A 24,691-nucleotide genomic window follows, 5' to 3' on the forward strand; every position below is an offset into this window, starting at 1 on the left:
CACCCGGTCCAGGTCCAGGTCCCGAACCCGGTCCAGGTCGCGACCCCGATCCAGGTCCCGACCGCGACCGCGACCCCGACCCCGAACACGAACACGACCCCGGACCCGGCCCCGGTCCAGGTCCAGGTCCAGGTCCCGAACACGGTCCAGGTCCCGACCCCGGACCCGACCCCGGACCAGGTCCCGCCCCGGGTCCAGGTCCCGAACACGGTCCAGGTCCCGACCCCGGACCCGACCCCGGACCAGGTCCCGCCCCGGGTCCAGGTCCCGACCGCGACCCCGGACCCGGCCCCGGCCCAGGTCCCGACCCCGAACCCGCCTCGGGCCCCGGCCCCGGTCACGGCGTTGCCCCTTCCGGCCGGGAACGCGGCCCGGGCCAGGGCCGCCGGGCCCGCGTCCGCCCGGCCCGCCGGGCCCACGTGCGGCGCGGCACGCGCCCTCGCCCTCGCCCTCGCTCCCGAGGAGATCCGCCCATGACCCCGCCCGCGGCGCCCGCCCCGGATCCGGCCCCCGGCCGGGTCCCCGACCCCGCCCCGGCCCCGGGCCCGACCCCGGGCCACGACCCGACCCCGCATGCGACCACCGCCCAGGCCGGGCGCCTAGCCCTCGCCGCGCTCGCCGCCGCGCTCGGTGAGGCGTGTGCCATCGCCCTGACCGCGAGCGCGACCTGGTTGATCTGCCGGGCCTCACAACAGCCGCCGCTCGGCGCCCTGATGGTCGCGGTGGTCGCGGTGCGCGCCTTCGCCCTCGGTCGGGGCGCGCTGCGCTACGCCGAACGACTGTGGGGCCACGACGCGACCCTGCGGATCATGGAGCGGCTGCGGGGGCGACTGCTGACGCTGCTGGCGCCGCACGCGCCGTACGGGCTACGGGCGTTCAGCCGCGGCGAGCTGCTGAACCGGCTCGTCGCCGACGCGGACGCGGTGCAGGACGCGCTGCTGCGGGTGGCCCTGCCGCTACTGACCGCGCTGTTGGTGGGCGGCGGGGTCACGGTGTGGGCCGCGCTGGTGCTGCCCGCCGCCGGGTGGGCGCTGGCCGCGGGGCTGCTGCTGGCCTGCGTGGCGCTGCCGCTGCTGACCGCGCTGACCGGGCGACGTACGGCGGCCCGGCTGTCGGCGGCCCGGGCCGAACTGGCCGCGCGCACCGTGGACGTGGTCGAGGGCGCGGAGGACCTCGCCCTGTGCGGGGCGACGGAGCGGGTGGCGCGGGGCGAGCGGGCCGCCTCGCGCGCCGTGGCCCGCGGCGAGCGGGCCGCCGCCCGCACCGCGGCCGTACTGGCCGCCGCGGCGGTCCTGGTCCAGCTCGGCACCACGGCGGCGGTGGCCGCCTCGGCCGTGCGCGCCGCCGACCCGGTGACCGCCGCCGTCCTGACCCTGACCGCCCTGGCCACCCTCGACCTCGCCGCCCCCGTCCGCACCGCCGCCGACCACCTGACCCGCCTGGCCACCTCCCTGGGCCGGCTGCGCGCCCTGCACTCCCTCCCGGCGGCGGCCACCGAGAGCCGCCCCCTCCCCGAGGGGCCCCTCGCCCTGGAGTTCACCGACGTCGGCGTCACCCACCCCGGCAGCGCGCGCCCCGCCCTGACCGGGGTGGGGCTCCTGCTCGCGCCGGGCCGACGGATCGCGCTCGTCGGGCCCAGCGGTTCCGGGAAGAGCACGCTCGCCGGGCTGGCCCTGGGGCTGCTGGAGCCCACCACGGGCCGGGTCGCGCTGGGCGGCGTACCGCTCGCGGAGCTCGCACCGGGCACGCTGCGGCCTCGGCTGGCGGCCGGCCTGACCCAGTACCACCACGTCTTCGCCGGCACCGTGCGCGAACACCTGCTGCTGGCCCGCCCCGGCGCGGACGAGGACCGGTTGTGGGCGGCCCTGACCCGGGCCGGAGCCGCGGACTGGGTGCGCGGGCTGCCCGGCGGGCTCGACGCCGCGGTGAGCGAGGACGCGGCCGCCTTCTCGGGCGGTGAGCGCCGGCGCCTCGGCCTCGCGGCCGCGCTGCTCGCCGATCCGGCCGTCCTGGTCCTGGACGAGCCCACCGAGTCCCTCGCCCCCCGGGAGGCCGACGCCGTGCTCGCCGCGCTCCTCGCACCGCGCCCCGACCGCGCGGTGCTGCTGATCAGCCATCGCACGATCGGTCTGGACGCGGCGGACGAGATCCTCGTCCTGGACGGGGGCCGCGTCGTCCAGCGCGGCACGCACGCCGAACTCCTCGCCGCACCGGGCCACTACCGGGAGCGACACCGCACGGAACGCGCCGCCGAGGCACAACGGGAGCCGGCCCGCTCCCCCGCGCTCGCGGCAACGGCCGGCTGACCCGCGCGAGCACACGCCACACGAGCACACGCCACACGAGCCCACACCATTCGAGTCCCCGTGCGCCCCACCTCAAGGCCCTCTCCAGCCACAGCCGATCGCGCTCCCCCATCGTCGTGGTGCGACCGGCTGCCCCTGGGCGCGCGGGACAAGGCGAAGGAGTCCACCGATGACCATCACCCAGGCAATGCCCCCGGGCGTCGTCACGAGCCTGGGGCGGCGGTTCACCCTGTCGGCCCAGGCCCTCGACAGCTCGGTGACCCCCAACCCGGTCTTCCGCGACTGGTTCGCCGAGCAGCGGCGCACCAACCGCTACGACGTGCGGCGCATCCCGTTCGCCGAGCTCGTCGGCTGGCACTTCGAGGACGCCACCGGGAACCTCGTCCACGACAGCGGCCGCTTCTTCTCCGTCGAGGGCCTGCGGGTGCGCACCGAGTGGGGCGGCCACGGCGCGTCCTGGTCGCAGCCGATCATCAACCAGCCGGAAGTCGGCATCCTCGGCATCGTCGTCAAGGAGTTCAACGGCGTCCTGCACTGCCTGATGCAGGCCAAGATGGAGCCGGGCAACCTCGACACGGTGCAGCTGTCCCCCACCGTGCAGGCGACCCGCAGCAACTACACCGGCGTGCACAAGGGCGCGCCCGTGCACTACATCGACTACTTCAAGCCCCCGCGGGTCGGCTCGCGGGTGCTGTTCGACTCCCTCCAGTCCGAGCAGGGCTCCTGGTTCCTGCGCAAGCGGAACCGGAACATGGTGGTCGAGGCGCTGGGCGACGTACCCGAGCACGAGGACTTCGTGTGGCTGACCCTCGGCCAGATACACCAGCTGCTCTACGAGAACAACGTGATCAACATGGACGCCCGCACCGTCCTGTCGCTGATCCCCACCTTCGCGGACGAGGGCCCCTCGCTGCACACGACGGAGCACGTGCTGTCCTGGCTCACCGAGATCAAGGCCACCCGCGAACTGGTGCAGAGCAGCCTGCCGTTGGGCGGCGTGCAGGGCTGGGAGCGCACCGACCACGAGATCCGGCACGCCAGCGGCCACCACTTCAGCGTGATCGCGGCCTCGGTGTCCGCCGCCAACCGCGAGGTCCAGCGCTGGACCCAGCCCCTGCTCGCCCCCGCCGAGCAGGGCCTCGCCGCCTTCGTCGTCCGCCGGATCGGCGGCGTCCCGCACCTGCTGGCGCAGGCCCGCTCCGAGGCCGGCGTCCTGGACGTCGCCGAGCTGGGCCCGACCGTGCAGTGCCAGCCGGCCCGGGCGCTGACCCTGCCCCCCGAGCGGCAGCCGCGCTACCTGGACATGGTGCTCTCGGCCCCGAAGTCCCGGATGCTGTACGACACCGTGCAGTCCGAGGAGGGCGGCCGCTTCCACCACGCGGGCAACCGCTACGCGCTGGTGGAGGTCGGGGACGAGTTCCCGGTCGACGTACCGGAGGACTTCCTGTGGGTGACCGCGGGCCAGCTGGCCGGCCTCCTCAAGCACAGCAACTACCTGAACATCGAGGCCCGCACGCTCCTGACCAGCCTGCGGGCGGCCTGGGCGCTGGGCGGAGCGTACGCCCTGTGAGCGCGCGCGACGCCTTGCGCGTCGGCGTCCTGGGCTGCGCCGACATCGCGGACCGCCGCATGCTGCCCTCGATGCTGCGCCAGCCGCTCGTGGAGATCACCGCGATCGCCAGCCGCTCCATCGAGAAGGCCCGCCACTTCACGGACCGCTTCGGCGGCGCGCCGCTGGCCGGGTACGAGAAGGTCCTGGAGCGCGCGGACGTCGACGCGGTGTACATCCCGCTGCCGCCCGAGATGCACGTCGAATGGACCCTGCGGGCGCTGGCGGCGGGCAAGCACGTACTGTGCGAGAAGCCCTTCGCCACCTCGCTCCCGGACGCCGAGAAGGCGGTCGCCGCGGCCCGCGAGAGCGGCCTGCTGTTAATGGAGTCCTTCATGTTCCTGCACCACTCGCAGCACGCGCGGGTGCGGGAGCTGGTGGCGGACGGCGTGATCGGCGAGGTCCAGCTCTTCACCTCGGAGTTCGGCATCCCGCTGCGCCCGGGCGGGGTGCGCGCGAGCACCCTGCCGGAGGTGGCGGCGTACCCGGTCCGCGCGGCCCAGCTCTTCCTCGGCCCGGACCTTCGGGTGGCCGGCGCGCAGGTCCGCCCGGACAGCGCGTACGGTCCCCAGCCCGCCGGCAGCGCCCTGCTGACCTCCCCCTCCGGCGCGGCCGCCCACCTCGCGTACGGCGTCGAGCACGCCTACCTCAGCGGCTACGGCCTGTGGGGCAGCGAGGGCCGCCTGCGCCTGGAGCGCGCCTTCAGCACCCCGGACGACTTCACCCCCGTACTCCGCGTGGACCGCGCGACCGGCACCGAGGAGATCCCCCTCTCCCCGGACCACCACTTCACGAACATCGCGGGCACCTTCGCCGAGGCCGTCCTCCACGCCGAGGACTTCACCCCGCACACGGAGTCGATCCTCACCCACGCCCGCCTGATGGAAACGATCGCGACGACGGCAGCGACCGCGCACTGACTCCAAGCGGGAGACACCGGCCCCACTGCATACAGATTTCTGTATAGTCGAGGTGTGGGTGATCCATGGCGGATTGAGATCGAACCAGAGGTCCGGCAGTGGCTGGAACTCCTCACCGAAGCTCACTACGACAAGGCGGAACGGGCCGCCGACATGCTCGCGGCCCAGCCGACCACGCTCGGGGAACCGTACGCCCGCCACCTCGGCGGCAAGTTACGAGAGCTGCGCTTCACCATGGACGGCAACGCCGTCCGGATCACGTACTGGCTCGCCCCCCGACCGGCGCATCGTGCTGCTCACCGTGTTCCGCAAAACGAGGCAACACGAGGGCGCCGAGGTCGAGCGCGCCCAGCAAGCCCAGAAGACGTGCGAATCTGACCACGTCGCCGCACAGCACACCTACGACCGGACGGAGCGGGAGAGCCCATGAACCACTCCGAGTGGAAGACCCGCCGTACCCGCAAGCTCCTCGGCGAGACGGCCGAGGAATCCGCCGCCTACGTCGAAGCCGGGTACGCGTTCGCGCTCGGCCAGGCCGTGTACGACCGGCGCACGGCGCTCGGGCTGTCGCAGACCGAGCTGGCGCGGCGGGCGGAGATGACCCAGCCGCAGATCTCGAACATCGAGGGCGGGGACTCCGTACCGACCCTGCCCCTCCTGACCCGGCTGGCCAAGGCACTGGACGCGTCGCTGACCATCGATCTGGACGGGGACACGTCCGCCTTCGTCTTCACCCCGCACGGCGCGCGAGACGACGAAGAAACGCCGTCGGCCGGACGGCACTCGGCAGCCTGAGCGCCGCCGAGCGGTCCAGTTGGGCGGTCGAGCGTGAACATCACGGGCGCCCTGGCGGTGTGAGCGAGGACACGTGCAACGGGCTGAGGTGCACGGACACTATCCAGCGTGGACCACCAACTGTTCGCGGAACTCTACGAGGCGCATGCCGGGGCGGTGTACGCGCACGCCGTCCGCATGACCGCTGATCGCGTGGGGGCCGAGGACATCGTCTCCCTCACCTTTCTGGAGGCGTGGCGGCTACGCGACATGCTCGATAGCGTGATCAGCCCGCGGGCATGGCTCTTCGGCATCGCGACGAACGTCCTGCGCAACAGTCGCAGGACGGCGCGCCGTCACCGCGATGCGATGGCCCGCCTTCCGCCACCCGATCGCGTCCCCGATCTGGCGGACGCCGTCGTGTCCCGCATCACCGATTCGGCCCGGACGGCAGCCGCCCTCACCGCGCTGCGGAAGCTCCGACGCGCGGACCGTGAGGTCCTCCTGCTGTGCGTCTGGTCCGGCCTCAGCCAGGACGAGGTGGCGCGGGCGTGCGGGGTGCCGGTGGGCACCGTACGCTCCCGGCTCTCCCGCGCCCGAGCCCGCCTGCGCACGCTCACGGCCGATCACCTCGCGGCGCCCCCGACCGCGACACGCGTCCCCACGTCCGGAGCCCTGCGGAAGGGAAACTCGTGAACGCCGCCGAAGAGGACGCACGGCTCGACCCGTTCGATCCCGCGGAGGCGATCCGCCGCCTGCCCGGCCTTTCGGACGCGGACCTGCCGTTCCACGGGCACCACCGGATCGCAGAACACCTGATGCGCGTCACCGCCGAGGACACACTCGCCACCCGCACGCGGCCCCGCCGTGCGAAGGCTCTGCTCCTCGCGGCCGGCGCCGCGACGTGCGCAGTGGCCCTGGCCGTGGCCCTCGGCCTCAGCGGTCCGGGCGACGACCGTCGGGCCGTCGCCCCGCCCGAACCGGCGGCCGTCCAGCTGCTGGACCGTGTGGCACTGGCGGCGCAGGCAGCCCCGGCCCCGCCCGTCCGCGACGGGCAGTTCCTCTATACGAAGACGACCGGATACTCCACCTCCCTTTCCGAGACAGAGAACGGCGGAATGGACGCGGCCCGGACCGACGAATCGGCGGAACACTGGGTATCCGTCGACGGATCGACCGGCACCGTCACGCACACCGCTCAAGGCACCACGACGGAGCCCGCGCGGGGCGGGGCCAAGGCCACCTTCAACGGCCCGACCTACCGGTTCCTCGAATCCCTTCCGACGGACCCCGACCGGCTGTTGGAGACGATCTACGCCGATGCCCGCCTCAACCACGGCGCGGGCTCCGACTCCACCACCGGCCCCGATCAGGAAGCGTTCGTCGCGATCGGCGACCTGTTGCGGACCGTGGAGGCCCCACCCGGCGTGAGCGCGGCCCTCTACCGTGCCGCGGCCCGTATCCCCGGCGTCGTACTGGTCCCCGAGGCGAGGGATGCGGTCGGACGCAAGGGCGTCGCGGTCGCCCGGGTCCACAACGGCGAGCGAACCGAATGGATCTTCGACAAGGACACCATGCGCCTGCTGGGTGAGCGCACCGTTCTCCTCAAGGACAGCGCGTGGGGGAAGGCCGGAACCCCGGTCACCTCGGTGGCCATCATCGCCCGGGGCATCGCGAACGAAGCCGGCCAGGCGCCGGGCCAGTAACACGCCTGGTCAGGCGCGCAGGTAGTCGGCCGCGCCGCGCAGGGGCAGGCTCGCCCAGGTCCGGTTCCCGCCGCCGGGCTCACGGGACTCCCCGAAGCCCCAGGCCCCGCCGCAGGACCGCACCACCGCGGCCATGACCCGCAGCGCCGCCCGCCGCCGGGCCTCGCAGTGGGCGGCGAGCCGGGGGTGGGCGTGCGGCACGTGGCCGTCGTAGGCGGTCAGGCGGAGCGCGTCCTCGCGATGGCGGAGGGACAGGTACACGCTCCGACCGGGATCCAACTGCCAGGCAGCGGCCACGAGTTCGCCGGCGACCTGGACGACGGCGGGCGCCAGCGGATCGAGCCGGTAGGCGTGCAGCGCGGACCGTACGGCCGACCGCGCGATCTGGGCCCCGAGCGGCTCCCCGGGCACGGTGAAGCCACAGGCGAGCGTGGACAGCGCGGGCGGCTCGCCCCCGACGCTCGCGGGCGGGGACGGGGGACAGGAGGTGAAGGGGTGGCTGGACATCGCGGGACTCCCTGAGGTCGACGGTGACTACGGCGAGTTCGGCGCGCACGAATGGCCGACGCGGACGAGGAGCGTGGCCCGTCGCCGAGGCCCGAGGCATGCTGCGGCGATGCACTTCATCTCCCGCTGCGTGAGCGGTGCGTTACCTAACGTAGCGATTCCGGTGGGCTTTTCGCCACCTGGATCCGGGAATTGACCCACTTCGTGGATCGTGGGGACGCTCGCACGGCAGACTGCACCCATGCCGCCACGCACCGCACCGACAGAACGGCAGAAGCGACTGGGCGCCGAGCTCCGCCGCATAAGGCTGGCAGCGGACGTGTCCGCCGATTCCGCCGCGGGTCTGCTCGGGATCGACCGCACGAAGGTCTCCGCCATCGAACAAGGCGTCCGGACCATCAGCGAGGACCGGCTGCGTTCCCTCGCCTGCCACTGCGCATGCGCGGACGAGGCGTACGTCGACGCCCTCGTCGCCATGGCCCAGCCCCGCCAGCGCGGTTGGTGGGAGCGCTACCGCGGCACGCTGTCCGCCGCAGTCCTGGACATCGCCGAGTTGGAGTCCCACGCCACGCGCATGCGGTGCGCGCACTCAGTACACGTCCCGGGCCTGCTGCAGACGAGCGACCACGCACTCGCCCTCTTCCGGTTCGTCGTACCCACCCTCCCCGACAAGGAGATCGCCCTCCGGCTGGCGCACAGGCTGGAGCGTCAGCAGGTACTGGAGGGCGAATCGGCACCCGCCTACGTGGCGGTCGTACACGAGGCGGCGCTGCGCATGCAGTTCGGCGGTCGCAAGGTGGCTCGCGCACAGCTGGAGCACCTCGCCGAGGCCGCCGAGCGCGACAACATCGTCCTGCGCGTCCTGACCTTCGAAGCCGGCGGCTTCCCCGGAGCCGGCCAGACGGTCAACTACCTGGAAGGCCCCGTCCCGCGGTTGGACACCGCGCAGGTCGACAGCACGCACGGCCCCGACTTCCTGCACACCGAGGCCCAACTGGCCAAGTACCGTGCCCAACTTGACTGGATGGAACGTCTCAGCCTGGCACCGGAAGCCTCCCGGGACTTCATCCACCAACTGGCCCGTCAACTCTGAGAGGCAACCGATGGCCGACATCGCATGGGAAGAAGCGTTCTGCGGCGAAGGGGCGAGCTGCTACCGGATCGGGGTGGACGGGGACGGCAACAGCTACATCGCCATCGCCGGGGCGGAGGCCGCGTACCTCACCGACACCACGGACGCCCTCCGCCAGCTGATCCGGGACATCAAGGCGGGCAAGGCGGACCACCTCCTGGCCGACTGAGCCAGGCGATCTGTCAAGCCCCGAATTCCAGGGGCATGACGCGGCGCGCTCGGCCGGGTTCAAATCGAGGCATGGGATCCCCCAACCGAAAGCATTGCTCGCCGGAGGTGAACGACCATGACCCGCACATCCCGAAAACAGCGCTTCGCCCTACTCACGGCCTCGACGGCCCTGGCCGCCGCGGGGGCCCTGTTGCCCTCCACCGCCTTCGCCGCGCCGACCGCTGCGCACACCGACAGCACGACGGCGATGGCACCCAGCCACAACGGTCGCGGTTACTGCTACGACTGGTACTGGAACTGGGACTGGGGTTGGTACTACTGCTACGGCCAGAACCAACACCACCACCGCCACCACCACAACCGCTGAGGTGGCTGAGCACACCCCCTCCACGGGCCGGTCCGGACGGCACCCCCGCCCGGACCGGCCCGCTGAAGGTGGACGAAAACCCCTTGCTCCCCGGTCCGTCCGCTTGGTGGGATGCGGGGGCTTCGACGGCGTGGGGGGACAGCTTGGCGGTGTTCGGTTGTGCGGGCTGCGGTGCGGTCCTGACGGCGGCGGTTTCGGAGGTGGCGTTGCCGATCCACCTGGCCGACACCCACTGGGAGAGGCTGCACCCGCCGCTGCTGGAGGCCGGGTCCTACGCCGTCGACCCCGCACCGTACGGGCCGCCATGGCGGCAGTGGGACGAGGTCGGCGCGCACGAGGCGGCGGAGCGGGGGCGCTTCGCGCCGTCCGGCGCGCTGTCCGACGGCCCGTCGGGCACCGTCCTCCTCGCGCCCGGCGACATGCGCGGCACCAGGTTGATCCTTGAGCGGGCCGGGGGCTACTGCAGGGGGATCGACGGCAGGGACGGACCGAACCTCGCCTGCCCGGGCTGCGATCTCCCGGTCGGGACGAGGATGGACGACTGCGGGTGCTGGCAGGTCGTCCGGCTCGTCCCACAGGCGGTGGTGCGGCTGCCCGGCCCGCCGGAGCGGCCGATCATGGACTGGGCAGAGCTGCTGGCCACCGGCACGCTGTGGCACCGGCTCGGCGAGTACCGGGACATCCCGGCGGGCGTGGCCCTCGCCCAGGTGGTGGTGGCCGCCGGGGGCGCGCCCGTCGAGGTGGCGCCCGGGCCGGTCGCCGAGCTCCTCGGCCGGGCACTCGACGCGCTGCTGCCCGCCGGGGACGGTGCGAAGCGGCTGGACCTGGCGGGACCGGGGTTCGGCGAGCCGAACGCCGACCTGGTGTTGGTGCCGGTCCATCCCCAGACCGGCGACATGTGGCAGCCGCGTGCCGGGGCGGTGCCGGTGCCCATGGATGCCGCGCTCTGGGCCGATCTCGCCTTCCCGCCGCACCGGACCCGGCTACCGGCAGTCGGCGGGCTACCGGCGGGCGTGGAGCGGGACGACCCGTTGCCGCCGCACCCGCCGTGCCCGTTCCAGCCGGCCAGGGACGCGTTCCGGTACACGCTCGCGCGGATGCCCGTCGTCAGGGAACCGTGGCTGCGGGCGATCTACGGCCGAGGATGGTGACCCGTCAGAGGTGGTGCGGCTGCCCGGTGCCGCGCGCTACTCCCCCTGGCCCTGGAGCGCGTAGAAGTCCGCGCCCAGTTGGTGGAACATGCCCGCCACGTCCAGCTGGTCCCAGTGCTCGGCCAGCAGGCCGTTCTCGACGCGCCAGATGTCGATCGACTGGAAGTTCAGGCTGCGGCCCGTGGCCGGTATGCCGAAGAAGGGGCCCTGGTGGGTGCCCGAGTACTCGAAGCGGCCCGCGACGCGGTCGCCGTCGACGATGAGGTCGTGGGCGACGACCTTGACGTCGGGGAAGGCGTCGAAGATCGACTGGAAGAAGGCCGTGTTGGCCTCGATGCCGTCCGCGACGATCGGGTTGTGGTCGATGTGGTCGACGGCGGTGTGCTCCGCCATCGTGCTCACGTCGTGGCTGTTGATCATGTCCACGAAGCGCTGGACGAGGTCCCGGTGGTTCTCCGACATGGGTGTGCCTGCCTCTCGTGACGGCTCGCGTCGCTGATCGTCGCTGCACACCGACCATCCGCATGCACGGTGGAGCCCCGCTGGAGCGGGGGCGGGTCCACGACCCGGCTCAAGGCGGACCCCCAGCCCGGCTCAAGTGCCCGCTCCTAGCCTCTGGACCATGAAGGCTCTCGTACTCTCCGGCGGGGCCGGAACCCGCCTGCGCCCCCTCACCCACACATCCGCCAAGCAGCTCGTGCCCGTGGCGAACAAGCCGGTGCTCTTCTACGGCCTGGAAGCGATCGCGGACGCAGGCATCACCGAGGTCGGGATCGTCGTCGGGGACACCGCCGACGAGATCCGCGAAGCCGTCGGCGACGGCTCGAAGTTCGGCATCGAGGTCACCTACATCCCGCAGACCGCGCCGCTGGGCCTCGCCCACGCCGTCGTGATCGCCCGGGAGTTCCTGGCCGACGAGGACTTCGTCATGTACCTCGGCGACAACTTCATCGTCGGTGGGATCTCCGACCTCGTCGACTCCTTCCGCGCGGACCGCCCCACCGCGCAGATCCTGCTCACCCAGGTCTCCGACCCGAAGTCCTTCGGCGTCGCCGAGCTCGGCCCCGACGGCCGGGTGGTGGGCCTGGAGGAGAAGCCCGAGGTGCCCAAGAGCGACCTCGCGCTCGTCGGCGTCTACCTCTTCACCCCCGCCGTGCACGACGCCGTGCGCGCCATCAAGCCCTCCTGGCGCGGCGAGCTGGAGATCACCCACGCCCTGCAGTGGCTGATCGACGCGGACCTCGACGTCCGGTCCACGACGATTTCCGGTTACTGGAAGGACACCGGGAACGTCAACGACATGCTGGAGGTCAACCGTTCCGTCCTGGAACGCGCCGAGCCCCGCATCGAGGGCCTGGTCGACGCCGCGAGTGAGATCATCGGCCGGGTGCAGATCGACGAGGGCGCCCAGGTCAGCGACTCGCGCATCGTGGGCCCCGCCGTGATCGGCGCGGGCAGCGTGATCGCCGGCTCGTACATCGGGCCGTTCACCTCGATCTCCCGGGACTGCACGATCACCGACAGCGAGATCGAGTTCTCCATCGTCCTGGACGGCTCCTCGGTCCGGGGCGCCAGCCGCGTCGAGGCCTCGATCATCGGACGCAACGTGGAGGTGACCCCCGCCCCCCGGGTCCCCGCGGCCCACCGTCTCATCCTCGGCGACCACAGCAAGGTGCAGATCTCCTCATGACCACTGACGTCACGCGCATCCTCGTCACCGGCGGGGCGGGGTTCATCGGTTCGCACTACGTCCGTACGCTGCTCGGGCCCGCCGGCCCCGGGGACGTGGCGATCACCGTGCTCGACAAGCTCACCTACGCGGGCAATCCCGCGAACCTCGATCCGGTGCGCGACCATCCCGGCTTCCGGTTCGTCCAGGGGGACATCTGCGACGTCGCGCTCGTCGCCGACCTGGTGGCCGGGCACGACCAGGTGGTGCACTTCGCCGCCGAGTCGCACGTGGACCGCTCCATCCTGGGCGCGGCCGAGTTCATCACCACCAACGTGCTCGGTACGCAGACGCTGCTGGACGCCGCGCTGCGCCGCCCCGGTGGCCCCGTACCGTTCCTGCACGTGTCCACGGACGAGGTGTACGGGTCGGTGGCCGAGGGGTCCTGGCCGGAGACCGATCCGCTGCGGCCGAACTCGCCGTACGCCGCCTCCAAGGCGTCCTCGGACCTGGTGGCGCTGTCGTACCACCGCACGCACGGCCTGGACGTGCGGGTGACCCGCTGCTCGAACAACTACGGGCACCACCACTTCCCCGAGAAGGTCATCCCGCTGTTCGTCACGAACCTGCTGGACGGGCTGCGCGTACCGCTCTACGGCGAGGGCCTCAACGTCCGCGACTGGTTGCACATCGACGACCACGTCCAGGGCCTGGAGCTGGTGCGTACGGGCGGCCGCGCGGGCGAGGTGTACAACATCGGCGGTGGCACCGAGCTGAGCAACAAGGAGCTGACCACCCTGCTCCTGGACCTGGCGGGGGCGGGCTGGGACCGGGTCGAGCACGTCGCCGACCGGCTCGGCCACGACCTGCGCTACTCGGTGGACTGCACGAAGATCTCCACCGAGCTGGGCTACCGGCCCCGCAAGGAGTTCGACCAGGGCCTCGCCGAGACCTTCGCCTGGTACCGGGACAACCGCGCCTGGTGGGAGCCGCTCAAGCAGAAGGCCGCCCTGTGAGCCACTGGCTGGTCACGGGCGCGGACGGGCTGCTGGGCCGGGACCTGCGGGCGGCGCTGGAGGCGGCCGGACAGCCGGCGGTGTGCCTGGGCCGCGGGGAGCTCGACGTGCGCGACCGGCGGGCGGTGCGCGCGGCGATCGCCGCGCACCGGCCGGTGGTGGTGGTCAACGCGGCCGCGTACACGGACGTCGACGCCGCCGAGACGCACCAGGCGCAGGCGCAGCACGTCAACGGCGCGGCGCCGCTGCACCTGGCGAGCGCGTGCGGGGAGTTCGGCGCGCTGCTGCTGCACCTGTCCACGGACTACGTGTTCTCCGGCGAGGCGCGCGTCCCGTACCCGGAGGACGCGCCGCCGGCGCCGCGGACCGCGTACGGGCGCAGCAAGCTGGAGGGCGAGCGGGCGGTGCTGCGGCTCCTGCCGTGGACCGGGTACGTCGTGCGGACGGCCTGGCTGTTCGGGGAGGGCGGCGACAACTTCGTCACGACGATGATCGGGCTGGAGCGGGAGCGGGAGTTCGTCGACGTCGTCGAGGACCAGCGGGGTCAGCCCACCTGGAGCCTGGACGTCGCCGATCGGCTCGTCTCGCTCGGCCGGGCGGCCCGGCTCGGCGCGGCCCCGGGCATCTACCACGCCACCAGCGGCGGCGACTGCACCCGGCTGGAGCTGGCCCGCGAGGTGTTCCGGTTGCTGGGCGCGGATCCCGGACGGGTCCGGCCCCTCGTCGGCCCCGCCGCGGGGGCGCGGCGCCCGGCCTACAGCGTGCTGGAACGCGGCCGTTGGGAGGCGGCCGGCATCGAGGTGATCCGGGACTGGCGCGAGGCGCTGGCGGCGGCGATGCCGGCGCTGAGGGCGAGGGCCGGCGCGCGGGTGCTGGCCACCACGTAGCGGCGGGAACGGGCGGGCACGGCGGCGGCCGGGGGAGGATCCCCCGGCCGCCGTTCCCACGTACGCCGCTCAGTGCGCGTACGCCGCTCAGCGCACGTAAGCCGCTCAGTGCGCGATGGCGAGGCCGAACGGGACGAAGCCGTGCCGGGTGACGAAGGGGCCCAGCATCAGGACGGTCCATTCGAGGGCGCGCGCGGTGTAGAGGCCGCCGAGGTCGAGGATCCACTCGCGCGGCCAGCCCAGGTCCACCAGTAGCGCCGCCAGCTCGTCCTTGGCCCCCGGGTCGTCGCCGCAGAGGAAGGCCGTGGCGGGGGCGGGCAGGATCCGCGGGGCGGCCATCACCCGGTGGTCCATGGTGTTGAGGGCCTTGACGACCCGGGTCCGCGGCAGGACCCGCTGGATCTCCTCCGCGAGGCTGCTGTGCGGGTACAGGGGCGCGACGGGGAAGCCCTCGGGGCTGCGTTCGGCGGCGTTGGACACGTCGACCAGGACCCGCCCGCGCAGGGCGGGTTCGAGGCCGCCGAGCAGGGCGACGGAGACCTCGCCGGGGGTGGTGTTGAAGACGATCCCGGCGCTCTCGACGGCCTCGGCGTGGCCGGTGAAGCGGACGCCCGCCGCGAGCGCGGGGTCGTCGCCGGGGCGGGGGCGGTCGGGCCGGGTGGTGCCGGTCAGCACCCGGTGGCCGGCGGTGGCCAGCCCGGTGGCCAGGCTGGTCCCGACGGCCCCGGAGCCGAGGACGGCGATGTCCGTCACGGACGGGGGCCGGGCCTGTAGGAGGCGAGGGCCCGCTCGTACGTGGGCAGCAGCCCCAGCGCCACGGCCTCGGACAGGGTCGGGGCCGCGGCGTCCTTCTCGGACCTGACGAGCGGTTCGGAGGTGTTCCACGGGATGCCCAGGGCCGGGTCGAGGGCCTGGATGTCGACCATGGTGCCCGGTACGTACTCCTCGGAGCAGAGGTAGTTCATGCAGGTGTCGTCGGTGAGCGCGAGGAAGGCGTGCCCGAGGCCGTCGGCGAGGTAGACGCCGATGCCCGACTCCGCTTCCTGCACGGTGGTGTCGAACATGCCGAAGGTCGGCGAGCCGACGCGCAGGTCGACGACCACGTCGAGGGCGGCGCCGCGCACGCAGGTGACGAGCTTCGCCTGGCCGGGGGGCAGGGTGGTGCCGTGGATGCCGCGCAGGGTGTTGCGGGACGAGACCGAGAAGTTGACCTGCTTGACGGTGAAGGGCTGGCCGCTCAGTTCCGTGAGTTCGCCGATGCGCCAGGCCTCGAAGAAGCGGCCGCGGTTGTCGGTCAGCTGCGACGGCGTGATCCGGAAGGCGTCCCGGACCTTCATCTCCTCAATTGCCATGCTTCCTCGGTTCGTTGTCGAAGTCGTGAACAGCGGGCCCTTCGATCGTCGGAGCACCCGCTCCGGCCCCGCTCGAACGGGGCCGGAGCGCTCGGACACGCCGACGGCCCCCGCGCACGGGACGCGGGGGCCGTCGGTGGGAAGGGTGCGGCCGGTCAGCGCACCGACGCGGGAGCCGGCTTGTCCGCCGCGGCCTTGGCCGCGGGGGCCTTGGCCGTGGGCGGTGCCACCGGAGCGGAACCCTGCGCCGCCGGGGCGGCGAGCTCGGGCTGGACGCCCTTGCCCTTGCCGGGGGCGATCAGCATGGACAGGGTGGCGAGGGCGACCCCGATGGCGCCGACCCACATGGCCGGGACCAGCCCGTCGACGAAGTTCTGCGGGGAGGCGTAGCCGCCGTTGGCGCTGAAGATGGAGGCCAGCAGCGCGACGCCGAGCGCCGCGCCGACCTCACGGGTGGCGGCGGTGACGCCGGAGGCGATGCCCTGCTCCTCCTCCTTGACGGAGCCCATCGTCAGGTTCATCAGCGGTGCGTAGAAGAGGGCCATGCCGGCGCCGCAGATCATGAGGGACGGCAGCTGGGCGACGTAGGAGACGTTCGGTTCGAGGATGAAGGCCCAATAGACCATGCCGCCGGTCATCATCGCGAGGCCGAGGGTGACGACGGGCTTGCCGCCGATCTTGTCGGAGACCATGCCGCCGATCGGGGCGACGACCATCGGCATCGCGGTCCAGGCCAGCAGCCGGACGCCGGCCTCCATGGCGCTGTAGCCCTGGATGCTCTGGAGGAACTGGGTCATCAGGAAGATGGCGCCGAACATGCCGACCGACATCAGGGTGCCGGCGAGGTTGATCGCGGTGAACGCCCGGATCTTGAAGAGGCGCATGGGGACCATCGGGTGCTCGGTCTTGTTCTCCCAGACCACGAAGACGGCCATCACGACCACGCCGCCGATGAGGGAGCCGAGGACGACGGGAGAGGTCCAGCCGTCCCCGTGGCCCTTGATCAGGCCGAGGACGATGCCGAAGAGGCCGATGCTGGCGAGGATGGTGCCGACGGCGTCGAGCCGCGAGCCCGCGACCTTGCTCTCCTTGAGCTTGCGCCAGGAGATCGGGGCCAGGGCCAGGCCGATCGGGACGTTCAGCCAGAAGATCCACTGCCAGGACAGGTGCTCGACGATCGCACCGCCGACGAGCGGGCCGGCCGCGATCGACAGGCCGTTGACGGCGCCCCAGATGCCGAGCGCCGTACCGCGCTTCTCGGCGGGGACGGCGGCGGTCAGCAGGGTGACCGACAGCGGCATGATGATGGCCGCGCCGGCGCCCTGGACGGCGCGGAAGGCGATGAGTTCGTTGATGCCGGGCGCGAGCGCCGCGGCGGCCGAGGCGCCCGTGAAGAGCAACAGGCCGAGGACGAACATCCGGCGACGGCCGAAGCGGTCACCGAGCGCGGCACCGAACATCATCAGGACCGCGAAGGACAGGGTGTAGGCGTTGACCGTCCATTCGAGATCCGTGAGGCTGCCGCCGAGTTTCTCGCGGATGGTGGGCAGCGCCGTGATGATCACGAGGTTGTCCAGCCCTGCCATGAAGGAGGCGAGGCTCGTGGTGAGGATGGCCCAGAAGACCACCCCCTTTGCTCCACCGGCCGAGGCTGGGGGGTTGACGGTGCTCATCCGAGCATCCTTTCTGGAGGCAATGTCAGTAGGAGATGCTCATAACTCATCCGTGACACAGGCCGTTTCGGCGCTCACGACGCTACGGAACCGGACTACAGCCCTCCTCGATTCGTGGTGGACCCACGGACGCGCGGAGCCACCCTCCCCGGAAGGGGAGGGTGGCTCGGGTCGGGCGCGTGCGCGTGCGGGAGGTCAGCCCAGCTGGCGCTGGAAGGTCGCCATGTCGAAGTACAGCGTCTCGTCGACCAGGACGTCCCCGTCGAAGTGGAAGAACACCGCGACGGGGGCGTCGATGGACTTGCCGAGGTTGGGTATGCCCCGGTAGTCCGCTTCCTGCTTGCCGCGGGCCTGGGCCTCCAGGATCACGGCGGTGGGGGTGTGGTGGACGTGGTGCAGGTCGTGCTCCAGGTTCGGGAAGGCCGCCTTGAGGTCGGCGAAGTAGCCCTTCTTGATGGCTTCTTCGCCGATCAGCGGGCCCTCTTCGAAGGCCTGGATGCGGTAGATGCCGCCGCGCGGGAAGGTGGCGAGGACGCCGTCGATGTCCCAGGCGATCTCGGCGACGGTGTGCGCGAGGACGACCGCTTCGCGGCGCTTGCGCAGGTCGGCGTCGGGCTGCGGGAGATCCGCACCGGGCAGGGTGAATTCGTGCTGTTCGGTGGCCATGACCGTTCCTCCACGCGTCGACCGGCTTGATGTCGCAGACGCTAGGGCCGCGACCTCGCGTACGGCTCGAACGTCAGGCCGGACGGGCCGGTCGGTCAGGCCGGTCGGGCCCGCGCCGCGGGGCGCGGGTCAGGCCCCCGGTCGGGCGCCCGCCGCCACCGGCTGGCTGCGCTGCTGCTGCGGGGGCTTGTAGAACGGCCGGTAGCCGCAGGCCAGGCCGACCGGCGCGAGCAGGGTGCACAGGGCCATGTCCAGGGCGTAGGGCCGGCCGGTGATCACCCGGTACTCGTCCCGGAAGCCGAGCGCGAGCAGCGGCATCTGGAGCTTGGGGCCGGCCGCCGTGAGCCTGCCCTCGTTGGCCAGGCCCCACAGCGTCTCGAAGACGCGCTCGGTCTGGTAGGCGGGGGTGGTGCGCCAGACCATCCGGGTGGTCTCGGGACCCGGGTTCCACATGGAGTGCGGCACGCCCGGCGGGATGTAGAACTCGCTGCCCTCGGGGTACTCGTGCTCGACCCCGTTCAGCTGGATGACGATGCGGCCGCCGCGCACCCGCATGGTCTCGGTCTGCCTGGGGTGGTAGTGGACGGGCGGCTTCAGGACGGTCGGGGCGTACTCGACCTCGACCTCCACGTAGGCGCCGTTCGTCTGGGACGAGGTGGTCAGGAAGGTGAGCTTGTCCTGTCCGAGCTGGAGGGTGTCTCCGGGGCGGGCCATCGGATGCCTCTCTGATCAGGGGTGGTCGGTCGTCGGTCAGACGCTGGTGGTGCTCGGGGCGGTGGAGGTCGCGGTGGAGGTGGAGGTGAGCGCGGCGGGGGTCCGCGTCCGGCGCCGTCCGGGGAGTCCGAAGAAGGCGTTGAGCAGGTTCAGTACGCCGATGCCCACCGCGATCCAGAAGCCCAGGTGCAGTCCGTCCACCCAGGCGATGGCCGGGAGCCGCCCGTCGGCGAGTTCGCCGGTGGTGCGGGTCATGGCGCTGGTGGCCACGGTCGCGACGCCGAGCGAGGCTCCGACCTGGAAGGCGGCGACCAGTACTCCGGAGGCGATGCCCTGCTGCTCCTGCGGGATGTCGGACACCCCGTGGACGTTGACCGGGATGCCGCAGCACTGCATGGAGGCGCCCAGGATCAGCAGCGCGGGCAGCACGTCGAGGAGGTAGTTCCCGTCGTGCGGGGCCCGGGTGAGCAGGATCAGTCCGAGGACGGAGCCGATCGCGCCGAAGAGGTAGACGGGGCGGGGGCCGGACTTGTGCATGATCCGGGTGGCCGGGGCGGTGATCAGGATGGCGATCACGCCGAGCGGCAGGAAGGCGAAGCCCGACTTGAGGGTGGAGTAGCCCAGGGTGCGCTGGAGGTAGTAGCTGCTCAGGAAGAGCACGGAGGCCTGCACCCCGCTGGTCAGGATGCGGCCGAGGCCGGCGGTGACCAGGGAGCGGGTGGCGAAGAGCTGGAGCGGCATCAGCGGGTCGGCGACCTTGCGCTCGACCACGACGAAGCCGACCAGGAGCGCCACCGCGGCGACGGCCGGGGCGATGACGTACGGGATCGAACCCCAGCCCTTGTCCTGGATGTTGACGATGGCGTACACGAGGGAGGCCAGGCCCCCGGTGACGGCGACGGCGCCCAGGATGTCGGGGGTGGACTCGCTCCTGGCCTCGGTGCGGCCGCTCGCCAGGACCAGCACGCCGATCACGGCGACGACCCCGAAGGGGATGTTGATGTAGAAGATCCAGCGCCAGTTCAGGCTGTCGGTGATCAGGCCGCCCGCGATGACGCCGAGGGTGCCGCCGAGGCCGGCCAGCGCGGCCCAGATGGCGAGGGCGGTGGTCCGCTCCTTGCCCTTGGGGAAGATCGTGGTGACCAGGGACATCGCGGCCGGGGACAGGAAGGCCGCGCCACACCCCTGGAGGGCGCGCGCGGCGATGAGCAGGCCGGTGCCGTCGGCGAGGCCGCAGAGTAAGGAGGCCGCGGTGAACAGGACCGCGCCGAGCAGGAAGGTGCGCCGGCGCCCCCAGCGGTCGGCGGTGCGTCCGCCGAGCAGCATCAGGCCGCCGAAGCACAGGATGTAGGAGGTCAGCACCCATTCGATGCCGGTGGCGGTGGCTTTCAGGTCGGACTGGATCGCGGGCAGAGCGAGGTTCACCACGGTGGTGTCGAGGAGCACCATGAACTGGGCGAGGGCGACGAAGACGAGCAGGCGCCATCGTCGCGGGTCGGGCGGGGTGTCGTTGCCCGGGCCCGCCGCGGACGCGGCGGCCGGTGCCCGGTCCTGGTGACGGGGTGCGTTCTTCTCGGTGTTCATGGCTCCCTCTCGGGTGGGCCCGCCGCTCCCGGCCCCGCGGCCGGGAGCGGCGCAGTCCGGTCAGGCGGCGGTGGCCTCGATGTAGCTCAGGGCGTTGTAGATGGTCCGGTTCGGGTCGGTGATGGCGCGGCGGCCGTGCATGACCCGGGTGTTGTCGATGACGGCGGCGTCGCCGTCCTGCCATTCGAGGTTCTCGGTGATCCGCGCGGTCACCGTCTCGACCTCGGCCAGGAGCCGCTCGGACAGCTCGGTCCCGTCGGCGAAGGTGATCGTCGGCTTCTCGTAGTTGAAGGAGGGGCCGAGGATGCTGTTCGCGAAGGACCGCCGCTCGCCGAAGATCGTGGTCCCGGCGGCGGGGGTGCGGAAAGCGTAGCGGATGCCTCCGTCCGCTTCGGCCTGGATTTCGGTGCCGGGCAACTGGCCGGCCAGCGCCAGGAGTTCCTCCACCGCGATGTCCTCGGCGGGCTTGGTCCTGCCGAGGAGGTGGTGGGCCATGGCGCGCCACTGCTGCTCGCCGACGTAGCGGCTGTAGACGATGTCCTGGGCGGCGAAGGCCTCGCGGGCCCCGTCGCTGAGGGCGTCCCAGACGCGGTAGCCGTCGCAGACGGTGGTCTGGGAGCCGGAGGAGGCGGCCTTCTCGCAGAAGAACCAGGCGACGTGGGCGCGGAAGGGGCTGTTGCCGTTCTCGGTGTGCAGGCCGACCTCGGCGAATCCGGCGTCGACCTTCTGTGCGACCTCGGAGTAGAAGTCGCGGGCCGGGTCGAGGGTGGTGGAGGTGGAGGTGGACTGCACCAGGGCGGTGAAGGAGTCCATGTCGGAGGGGGTGAATCCACGCAGGAGCAGGAATCCCGCCTCGGCGAGCAGGTCGCGCAGGATCTTGGGGTCGACGTCCGCGAGGCTGCCGCCCTCGACGGGTTCCACCAGCAGGCCGCTGCCGGTGCCGTAGGGGGTGGTCTTCACTGCGGTGCTCATGCCTTCTCCTTGGTCGTGTCCTCGTCGTGGCGCAGCACGTGGGCGCGGATGACGTCACGGCGCGGGCGCCCGGTGACGGTGAAGCAGGTGGCGTAGTCGGGGTCGTCCTCGGACATGAGGTGGACGACGGCGGCGCGCTCGATGCCGGAGAGGCGTTCCTTGCCGAAGGCGTCGATGCGCTCGCGGGCGGTGTCCCGGTCGAGGCCCGCCTCGATGACGAAGAGGCCGTGCACCTGGTCGAGTCCGTCGGCGACGATGGCGGCCTCGCGGATGAACCCGAGTTCGCGGTAGCGCGCTTCCACCCATTCGGGGGACACGTTGCGGCCGCTGGAGGTGATCACCATGCTCTTCTTGCGGCCGGTGATGCGCAGGTAGCCGTCCTCGTCGATCTCGGCGAGGTCCCCGGTGTGCAGCCAGCCCCGTGCGTCGACGACCACGCTGGAGGGGTCCTCGCGGGAGTAGCCGGCGAAGAGGGAGGTGCTACGGATCAACAGCTCGCCGTCCTCGGCGAGTTCGGCCTCGACGTGGTCGAGCGGGCGACCCACGGTGCCGAAGCGGACCTCGCCGGGGAAGTTCCAGGAGACGACGGAGGAGTTCTCGCTGAGCCCGTAGCCCTCGTGGACGGTGACCCCGTAGGCGTCGAGGCGCTGGAGGATCTCCGCGGGGACGGGCGCGCCGCCACAGGCGATGAAGACGGAGCCCTCGTGGCCGAAGATCCGGCGGCGCCGCTCGGGGACGCTCTCGTCGGGCTGCTGGTCGCTGAGCGCGAGGAAGAGTCCCGCGACGGTCGGCGGGACGACGAGCGCGGTGGGCCGGGCCTGGCGCAGCAGGCTGAGCATCCGGGGCGCGGCGTCGGCGGCGGTGCCGACCAGCGCGGTGCCGGGCGGCAGGAAGGAGACCGAACCGCCGGCCAGGAAGGGCATGTAGAGCCCGGCGACCTGTTCGATGAGCAGGCTCAGCGGCACGATCGAGAGGTAGCGCTCGAAGATGGCGGGCTCGGTGCGGGCCCGCAGGGAGGTCAGGAGCGCGTCCAGGCCGTGGCGGCGGATCTGGACGCCCTTGGGGGCGGAGGTGGTGCCGGAGGTGTGGATGACCTTGACGATGGCGTCCTCGGCGGGCACCGGCGGGCGGGGGGAGCCGCCCGCGGGGGCTTCGGCGAGCAGTGCCTTGATGTCGAGGGTGGTGACCGGGCAGCTCTCGGGGAGCACGCCGGGCCCGCTGTCGGCGGCCCAGCGGGCCAGGGCGCGGGTGCCGCCGTCGTCGACGTAGCACAGGTCGGCGGTGTCGAGGAGGGAGGCGGCCTGTTCGGCGGCGAAGGCGGTGGGGACCGGTACTTCGACGGCGGAGGCGAAGAGTGCGGCGAGGTCGGCGACGACCCACTCGGGGGAGTTCTCGGCGAGCAGCCCGACGCGGGCGGGGCGGCCGTGGGCGCCGGCCCAGCTCTCCAGTTGGCCGGCGAGGACCAGGGCCGCGCCGATGATCTCGCGGTAGCTCCAGGTGGCGCCCGTACCGCCGTCGCCGGACAGGACGCGGACCATGACGGCTTCGCTGTCGGCCCGGTCCAGCAGTCCCGCGGCGAGGGAGACGCTCTGGTGGTCATGCGGCACGGCTCAGCACCTTCGCCTGCGGGCGGTTGCTGCTGAGCAGCCGCATGTCGACGGATTCGAAGCAGTAGCGGCCGATGGCGGCGAGCAGCAGGGTGCTCTGGTCGACCGCCTTGGCGTAGCCGACCATCGGCCGGGTGTCGTAGTACGAGCCCCAGGCGGCGACCTCTTCCGGCTCCAGCCGGTCGGGCGAGGCGTCCGCGAGGGGGTGGAAGACGCACCCGAGGCGCTGCATGAGCTCGGCGAGCCGTCCGGTCATCGTCATCACCGCGTACGGGCGCCCCAGGCAGGCCATGACCAGCGGGATCGACTTGATGATCTCGCCGCCCGCGGAGGCGCGGACGGAGGCGATGTTGCCGATCTGCAGGACCTGGTGGCGGCCGACCGGGTCGCCGACCTCGGACGCGATGACCTCTTCGATCGGGGCGTCGAGGTAGCGCTCCAGCAGGATCGGCTCGTCTTCGGGGAAGGAGAGGCCCGCGCAGGCGAGGACCTGCTCCTGCCCGTTCTCGTCCTCCTCGAAGAAGGCGAGGAAGCCGTCGGGGTCGGGATTGATGGTCGCCCGGTACTGCCGGGCGAACACGTCGCGGGCCATCTCCCTGGCGACCAGCCAGTCCGGAGTACCGCGCTCGGACAGCGTGATTCTCATGTGTGGTGCGCCCCCTTACAGGGTCGGGTTACAGGGTCGAGTGGGCCGAGAGGACGGACCGGCTCACCGCCTGGACGCCGGGCGAGCGGCGCGTGATCGGCTTGGCCCGGACGGCGAGTTCCGCCGCGTGCAGGGCGCTGTTGATGGAGGTCTCGGCGAGGATGCCGGGGGCCGCGACGGCGTCGCCGATGAGGTAGACGCCGTCGCCGCGGTCGACGGCGGGGCGGTCGCGCCAGCTCAGGCCGGGCAGGTCGAGGGCGCCGGTGCGGCCGCGGGAGACGCCTTCGCGGCGCCACTGGATGCGGTCTCGCCAGCCGGGGGTGGTGAGGTCGAAGAGCTTTTCGAGCCGGGCCAGGGCCTCGGCCTTGGACTCGCCGGGGCGGATGGGCATCTGGCCCTGGAAGAGGGCCTGGCCCTTCGGCGCGAGCGAGGGGTCGTGGTCGGAGTACTGCGAGGTGAAGCCGCCCTCGTCCATGTCGAAGGAGACGTTGCCGTCCTTCTTGGAGTGGGTGACGGCCATGTCGAGCAGGGCGGCGGTGCCGCTGGGCCAGTCGAGGGTGGGGTCGCCCAGCAGGCCGCGGGAGGCGGCGAGCGAGGTGGCGACGATGACCGGGCCGTCGGTGGGCAGTTCGGTGATCCGGGAGTTGGTCTCGATGACGACGCCGTGGGCCTTGGCCCGGCGTTCCATGCGGTCGATGACCGTGCCCCAGCCGCCGATGAAGTAGCGGCTCGGGAGCGGGAAGCGGGGGGTGCCGACGCGCAGCAGCCGCTCCCAGACGAAGGCGGCGGAGAGCCGGCCGGGGTCTCCGTCGAAGAGGATCGGACCGAGGAAGCCGAGGGCTTCGTTGACGGTCTGCTGCTCGAAGCGTTCGCTGGCCCAGTCCTGGAAGGAGCGGTCGATGGGGACCTCGATGTCCCGGTGCATCCAGGTCATCTTCATGTAGCCGCCGGGCAGGGTCATGCGGAGCTTGCCCTGGTGGCGAAAGCGCATCCGCGTCCACTCGTGGAAGGACAGGCGGACGTAGTTGCCGGCGAGGCCGCGCTGGAGCAGCCAGTTCCAGCAGGGGCCGTTGTCGAAGAAGGTGTGGGGGCCGTCGTTGGTGACGTAGGGCCCGGTGGCGGAGCGGGAGCGGCCGCCCAGGTGGGCGTGCGCCTCGTGGACGGTGACGCGGGCGCCCTGCTCGGCGGCGGAGATCGCCGCGGTCAGACCGGCGAGCCCGCCGCCGATGATCGTGATGTTCGCCATGGTTATCGCACTCACT

25 protein-coding genes and 2 pseudogenes are annotated in these 24,691 nt (G+C 72.3%); 15 read left to right on the forward strand and 12 right to left on the reverse strand.

Features of this window, described 5'->3' with window-relative positions:
• The 8 genes and pseudogenes from ACZ4UB_RS24250 to ACZ4UB_RS24285 form a co-directional block, all read left to right on the forward strand.
• Nucleotides 1–477: pseudogene (locus ACZ4UB_RS24250) on the forward strand (hypothetical protein); the annotation flags it as partial.
• Nucleotides 474–2,306, forward strand: coding sequence for a thiol reductant ABC exporter subunit CydC (gene cydC, locus ACZ4UB_RS24255; RefSeq protein ID WP_468073071.1), 1,833 nt, complete (start codon nucleotides 474–476; stop codon nucleotides 2,304–2,306). The pseudogene ACZ4UB_RS24250 and the gene cydC, both read left to right, overlap by 4 nt.
• Before the next feature lie 169 nt (nucleotides 2,307–2,475).
• On the forward strand, nucleotides 2,476–3,876 hold the full coding sequence (locus tag ACZ4UB_RS24260; RefSeq protein WP_468073073.1) for an NDP-hexose 2,3-dehydratase family protein: 1,401 nt from the start codon (nucleotides 2,476–2,478) through the stop codon (nucleotides 3,874–3,876).
• Nucleotides 3,873–4,835, forward strand: coding sequence for a Gfo/Idh/MocA family protein (locus ACZ4UB_RS24265; protein WP_468073075.1), 963 nt, complete (start codon nucleotides 3,873–3,875; stop codon nucleotides 4,833–4,835). The genes ACZ4UB_RS24260 and ACZ4UB_RS24265 overlap by 4 nt, the downstream gene beginning before the upstream one ends.
• Nucleotides 4,836–4,889: 54 nt before the next feature.
• Nucleotides 4,890–5,265: pseudogene (locus ACZ4UB_RS24270) on the forward strand (type II toxin-antitoxin system RelE/ParE family toxin).
• On the forward strand, nucleotides 5,262–5,630 hold the full coding sequence (locus ACZ4UB_RS24275; RefSeq protein ID WP_468073077.1) for a helix-turn-helix domain-containing protein: 369 nt from the start codon (nucleotides 5,262–5,264) through the stop codon (nucleotides 5,628–5,630). The pseudogene ACZ4UB_RS24270 and the gene ACZ4UB_RS24275 overlap by 4 nt, the downstream one beginning before the upstream one ends.
• A gap of 108 nt (nucleotides 5,631–5,738) precedes the next feature.
• Nucleotides 5,739–6,305: an RNA polymerase sigma factor gene (locus ACZ4UB_RS24280; RefSeq protein ID WP_468073079.1), complete on the forward strand. Its 567-nt coding sequence runs from the start codon at nucleotides 5,739–5,741 to the stop codon at nucleotides 6,303–6,305.
• A complete protein-coding gene (locus ACZ4UB_RS24285; RefSeq protein WP_468073082.1) occupies nucleotides 6,302–7,315 on the forward strand; it encodes a CU044_5270 family protein in 1,014 nt (337 codons plus the stop codon). The genes ACZ4UB_RS24280 and ACZ4UB_RS24285 overlap by 4 nt, the downstream gene beginning before the upstream one ends.
• A 9-nt stretch (nucleotides 7,316–7,324) precedes the next feature.
• On the opposite strand, the gene ACZ4UB_RS24290 is transcribed toward ACZ4UB_RS24285, so the two are convergent.
• Nucleotides 7,325–7,822, reverse strand: a complete 498-nt coding sequence (locus ACZ4UB_RS24290; RefSeq protein WP_468073084.1) for an ATP-binding protein — start codon at nucleotides 7,820–7,822, stop codon at nucleotides 7,325–7,327.
• Nucleotides 7,823–8,063: 241 nt separating this feature from the next.
• Here ACZ4UB_RS24290 and ACZ4UB_RS24295 point away from each other — a divergent pair, with 241 nt between their 5' ends.
• The 4 genes from ACZ4UB_RS24295 to ACZ4UB_RS24310 all read left to right on the forward strand — a co-directional run bounded on the left by ACZ4UB_RS24295 (nucleotide 8,064) and on the right by ACZ4UB_RS24310 (nucleotide 10,643).
• On the forward strand, nucleotides 8,064–8,915 hold the full coding sequence (locus ACZ4UB_RS24295) for a DUF5753 domain-containing protein (protein WP_468073086.1): 852 nt from the start codon (nucleotides 8,064–8,066) through the stop codon (nucleotides 8,913–8,915).
• Nucleotides 8,916–8,925: 10 nt separating this feature from the next.
• Nucleotides 8,926–9,123, forward strand: a complete 198-nt coding sequence (locus ACZ4UB_RS24300; protein ID WP_468073088.1) for a hypothetical protein — start codon at nucleotides 8,926–8,928, stop codon at nucleotides 9,121–9,123.
• Nucleotides 9,124–9,240: 117 nt separating this feature from the next.
• The gene (locus ACZ4UB_RS24305) at nucleotides 9,241–9,492 is read left to right on the forward strand and encodes a hypothetical protein (protein WP_468073090.1); all 252 of its coding nucleotides are present in this window, start codon (nucleotides 9,241–9,243) and stop codon (nucleotides 9,490–9,492) included.
• 143 nt (nucleotides 9,493–9,635) lie between these two features.
• On the forward strand, nucleotides 9,636–10,643 hold the full coding sequence (locus ACZ4UB_RS24310) for a hypothetical protein (RefSeq protein ID WP_468073092.1): 1,008 nt from the start codon (nucleotides 9,636–9,638) through the stop codon (nucleotides 10,641–10,643).
• 36 nt (nucleotides 10,644–10,679) lie between these two features.
• Here the strand turns inward: ACZ4UB_RS24310 and ACZ4UB_RS24315 are convergent, their stop codons facing one another.
• Nucleotides 10,680–11,105: an ester cyclase gene (locus ACZ4UB_RS24315; RefSeq protein ID WP_468073094.1), complete on the reverse strand. Its 426-nt coding sequence runs from the start codon at nucleotides 11,103–11,105 to the stop codon at nucleotides 10,680–10,682.
• 160 nt (nucleotides 11,106–11,265) lie between these two features.
• Between ACZ4UB_RS24315 and ACZ4UB_RS24320 the strand changes: the two genes are divergently transcribed.
• Genes ACZ4UB_RS24320 through rfbD form a run of 3 tightly spaced genes read left to right on the forward strand, consistent with a single transcriptional unit; the run spans nucleotide 11,266 to nucleotide 14,215 of the window.
• Nucleotides 11,266–12,333: a glucose-1-phosphate thymidylyltransferase gene (locus ACZ4UB_RS24320; protein ID WP_468073096.1), complete on the forward strand. Its 1,068-nt coding sequence runs from the start codon at nucleotides 11,266–11,268 to the stop codon at nucleotides 12,331–12,333.
• A complete protein-coding gene (rfbB, locus tag ACZ4UB_RS24325; protein ID WP_468073098.1) occupies nucleotides 12,330–13,328 on the forward strand; it encodes a dTDP-glucose 4,6-dehydratase in 999 nt (332 codons plus the stop codon). The genes ACZ4UB_RS24320 and rfbB overlap by 4 nt, the downstream gene beginning before the upstream one ends.
• A complete protein-coding gene (gene rfbD / locus ACZ4UB_RS24330) occupies nucleotides 13,325–14,215 on the forward strand; it encodes a dTDP-4-dehydrorhamnose reductase (RefSeq protein WP_468073100.1) in 891 nt (296 codons plus the stop codon). The genes rfbB and rfbD overlap by 4 nt, the downstream gene beginning before the upstream one ends.
• A 105-nt stretch (nucleotides 14,216–14,320) precedes the next feature.
• On the opposite strand, the gene ACZ4UB_RS24335 is transcribed toward rfbD, so the two are convergent.
• From ACZ4UB_RS24335 to ACZ4UB_RS24380, 10 genes are all read right to left on the reverse strand, one after another.
• Nucleotides 14,321–14,968, reverse strand: coding sequence for an NADPH-dependent F420 reductase (locus tag ACZ4UB_RS24335; RefSeq protein WP_468073102.1), 648 nt, complete (start codon nucleotides 14,966–14,968; stop codon nucleotides 14,321–14,323).
• On the reverse strand, nucleotides 14,965–15,567 hold the full coding sequence (locus ACZ4UB_RS24340) for a dTDP-4-dehydrorhamnose 3,5-epimerase family protein (RefSeq protein WP_468073104.1): 603 nt from the start codon (nucleotides 15,565–15,567) through the stop codon (nucleotides 14,965–14,967). Before ACZ4UB_RS24340 ends, ACZ4UB_RS24335 begins: the two co-directional genes overlap by 4 nt.
• A gap of 155 nt (nucleotides 15,568–15,722) precedes the next feature.
• Entirely contained in the window at nucleotides 15,723–17,240 is a 1,518-nt protein-coding gene (locus ACZ4UB_RS24345) for a DHA2 family efflux MFS transporter permease subunit (RefSeq protein WP_468073106.1), read from the reverse strand.
• Nucleotides 17,241–17,435: 195 nt separating this feature from the next.
• The gene (locus ACZ4UB_RS24350) at nucleotides 17,436–17,906 is read right to left on the reverse strand and encodes an ester cyclase (protein ID WP_330335530.1); all 471 of its coding nucleotides are present in this window, start codon (nucleotides 17,904–17,906) and stop codon (nucleotides 17,436–17,438) included.
• A 129-nt stretch (nucleotides 17,907–18,035) separates the two neighbouring features.
• The gene (locus ACZ4UB_RS24355) at nucleotides 18,036–18,620 is read right to left on the reverse strand and encodes a cupin domain-containing protein (RefSeq protein ID WP_468073109.1); all 585 of its coding nucleotides are present in this window, start codon (nucleotides 18,618–18,620) and stop codon (nucleotides 18,036–18,038) included.
• Between the two features lie 36 nt (nucleotides 18,621–18,656).
• Nucleotides 18,657–20,204, reverse strand: a complete 1,548-nt coding sequence (locus tag ACZ4UB_RS24360; protein ID WP_468073111.1) for an MFS transporter — start codon at nucleotides 20,202–20,204, stop codon at nucleotides 18,657–18,659.
• A 60-nt stretch (nucleotides 20,205–20,264) separates the two neighbouring features.
• Entirely contained in the window at nucleotides 20,265–21,176 is a 912-nt protein-coding gene (locus ACZ4UB_RS24365) for a TauD/TfdA family dioxygenase (protein WP_468073113.1), read from the reverse strand.
• Complete coding sequence (locus ACZ4UB_RS24370; RefSeq protein ID WP_468073115.1) at nucleotides 21,173–22,783, reverse strand: AMP-binding protein; 1,611 nt, start codon at nucleotides 22,781–22,783, stop codon at nucleotides 21,173–21,175. Before ACZ4UB_RS24370 ends, ACZ4UB_RS24365 begins: the two co-directional genes overlap by 4 nt.
• Nucleotides 22,773–23,429 carry a thermostable hemolysin gene (locus tag ACZ4UB_RS24375; RefSeq protein WP_468073117.1) on the reverse strand — a complete coding sequence of 219 codons (657 nt, stop codon included), beginning with the start codon at nucleotides 23,427–23,429 and terminating at the stop codon, nucleotides 22,773–22,775. Before ACZ4UB_RS24375 ends, ACZ4UB_RS24370 begins: the two co-directional genes overlap by 11 nt.
• 28 nt (nucleotides 23,430–23,457) lie before the next feature.
• On the reverse strand, nucleotides 23,458–24,675 hold the full coding sequence (locus ACZ4UB_RS24380) for a phytoene desaturase family protein (protein ID WP_468073119.1): 1,218 nt from the start codon (nucleotides 24,673–24,675) through the stop codon (nucleotides 23,458–23,460).
• Between the last annotated feature and the right edge of the window lie 16 nt (nucleotides 24,676–24,691).

This window comes from Streptomyces sp. NPDC028419 (assembly GCF_055565515.1).

Coding starts and splice junctions, on each gene's coding strand:
- ACZ4UB_RS24350 (WP_330335530.1), bottom strand. CDS start 17,906: ATGGCCACCGAACAGCACGAATTCACCCTGCCCGGTGCGGATCTCCCG.
- cydC (WP_468073071.1), top strand. CDS start 474: ATGACCCCGCCCGCGGCGCCCGCCCCGGATCCGGCCCCCGGCCGGGTC.
- rfbB (WP_468073098.1), top strand. CDS start 12,330: ATGACCACTGACGTCACGCGCATCCTCGTCACCGGCGGGGCGGGGTTC.
- ACZ4UB_RS24340 (WP_468073104.1), bottom strand. CDS start 15,567: ATGGCAATTGAGGAGATGAAGGTCCGGGACGCCTTCCGGATCACGCCG.
- ACZ4UB_RS24260 (WP_468073073.1), top strand. CDS start 2,476: ATGACCATCACCCAGGCAATGCCCCCGGGCGTCGTCACGAGCCTGGGG.
- ACZ4UB_RS24305 (WP_468073090.1), top strand. CDS start 9,241: ATGACCCGCACATCCCGAAAACAGCGCTTCGCCCTACTCACGGCCTCG.
- ACZ4UB_RS24315 (WP_468073094.1), bottom strand. CDS start 11,105: ATGTCGGAGAACCACCGGGACCTCGTCCAGCGCTTCGTGGACATGATC.
- ACZ4UB_RS24355 (WP_468073109.1), bottom strand. CDS start 18,620: ATGGCCCGCCCCGGAGACACCCTCCAGCTCGGACAGGACAAGCTCACC.
- ACZ4UB_RS24290 (WP_468073084.1), bottom strand. CDS start 7,822: ATGTCCAGCCACCCCTTCACCTCCTGTCCCCCGTCCCCGCCCGCGAGC.
- ACZ4UB_RS24300 (WP_468073088.1), top strand. CDS start 8,926: ATGGCCGACATCGCATGGGAAGAAGCGTTCTGCGGCGAAGGGGCGAGC.
- ACZ4UB_RS24345 (WP_468073106.1), bottom strand. CDS start 17,240: ATGAGCACCGTCAACCCCCCAGCCTCGGCCGGTGGAGCAAAGGGGGTG.
- ACZ4UB_RS24365 (WP_468073113.1), bottom strand. CDS start 21,176: ATGAGCACCGCAGTGAAGACCACCCCCTACGGCACCGGCAGCGGCCTG.
- ACZ4UB_RS24295 (WP_468073086.1), top strand. CDS start 8,064: ATGCCGCCACGCACCGCACCGACAGAACGGCAGAAGCGACTGGGCGCC.
- ACZ4UB_RS24360 (WP_468073111.1), bottom strand. CDS start 20,204: ATGAACACCGAGAAGAACGCACCCCGTCACCAGGACCGGGCACCGGCC.
- ACZ4UB_RS24320 (WP_468073096.1), top strand. CDS start 11,266: ATGAAGGCTCTCGTACTCTCCGGCGGGGCCGGAACCCGCCTGCGCCCC.
- ACZ4UB_RS24375 (WP_468073117.1), bottom strand. CDS start 23,429: ATGAGAATCACGCTGTCCGAGCGCGGTACTCCGGACTGGCTGGTCGCC.
- ACZ4UB_RS24275 (WP_468073077.1), top strand. CDS start 5,262: ATGAACCACTCCGAGTGGAAGACCCGCCGTACCCGCAAGCTCCTCGGC.
- ACZ4UB_RS24380 (WP_468073119.1), bottom strand. CDS start 24,675: ATGGCGAACATCACGATCATCGGCGGCGGGCTCGCCGGTCTGACCGCG.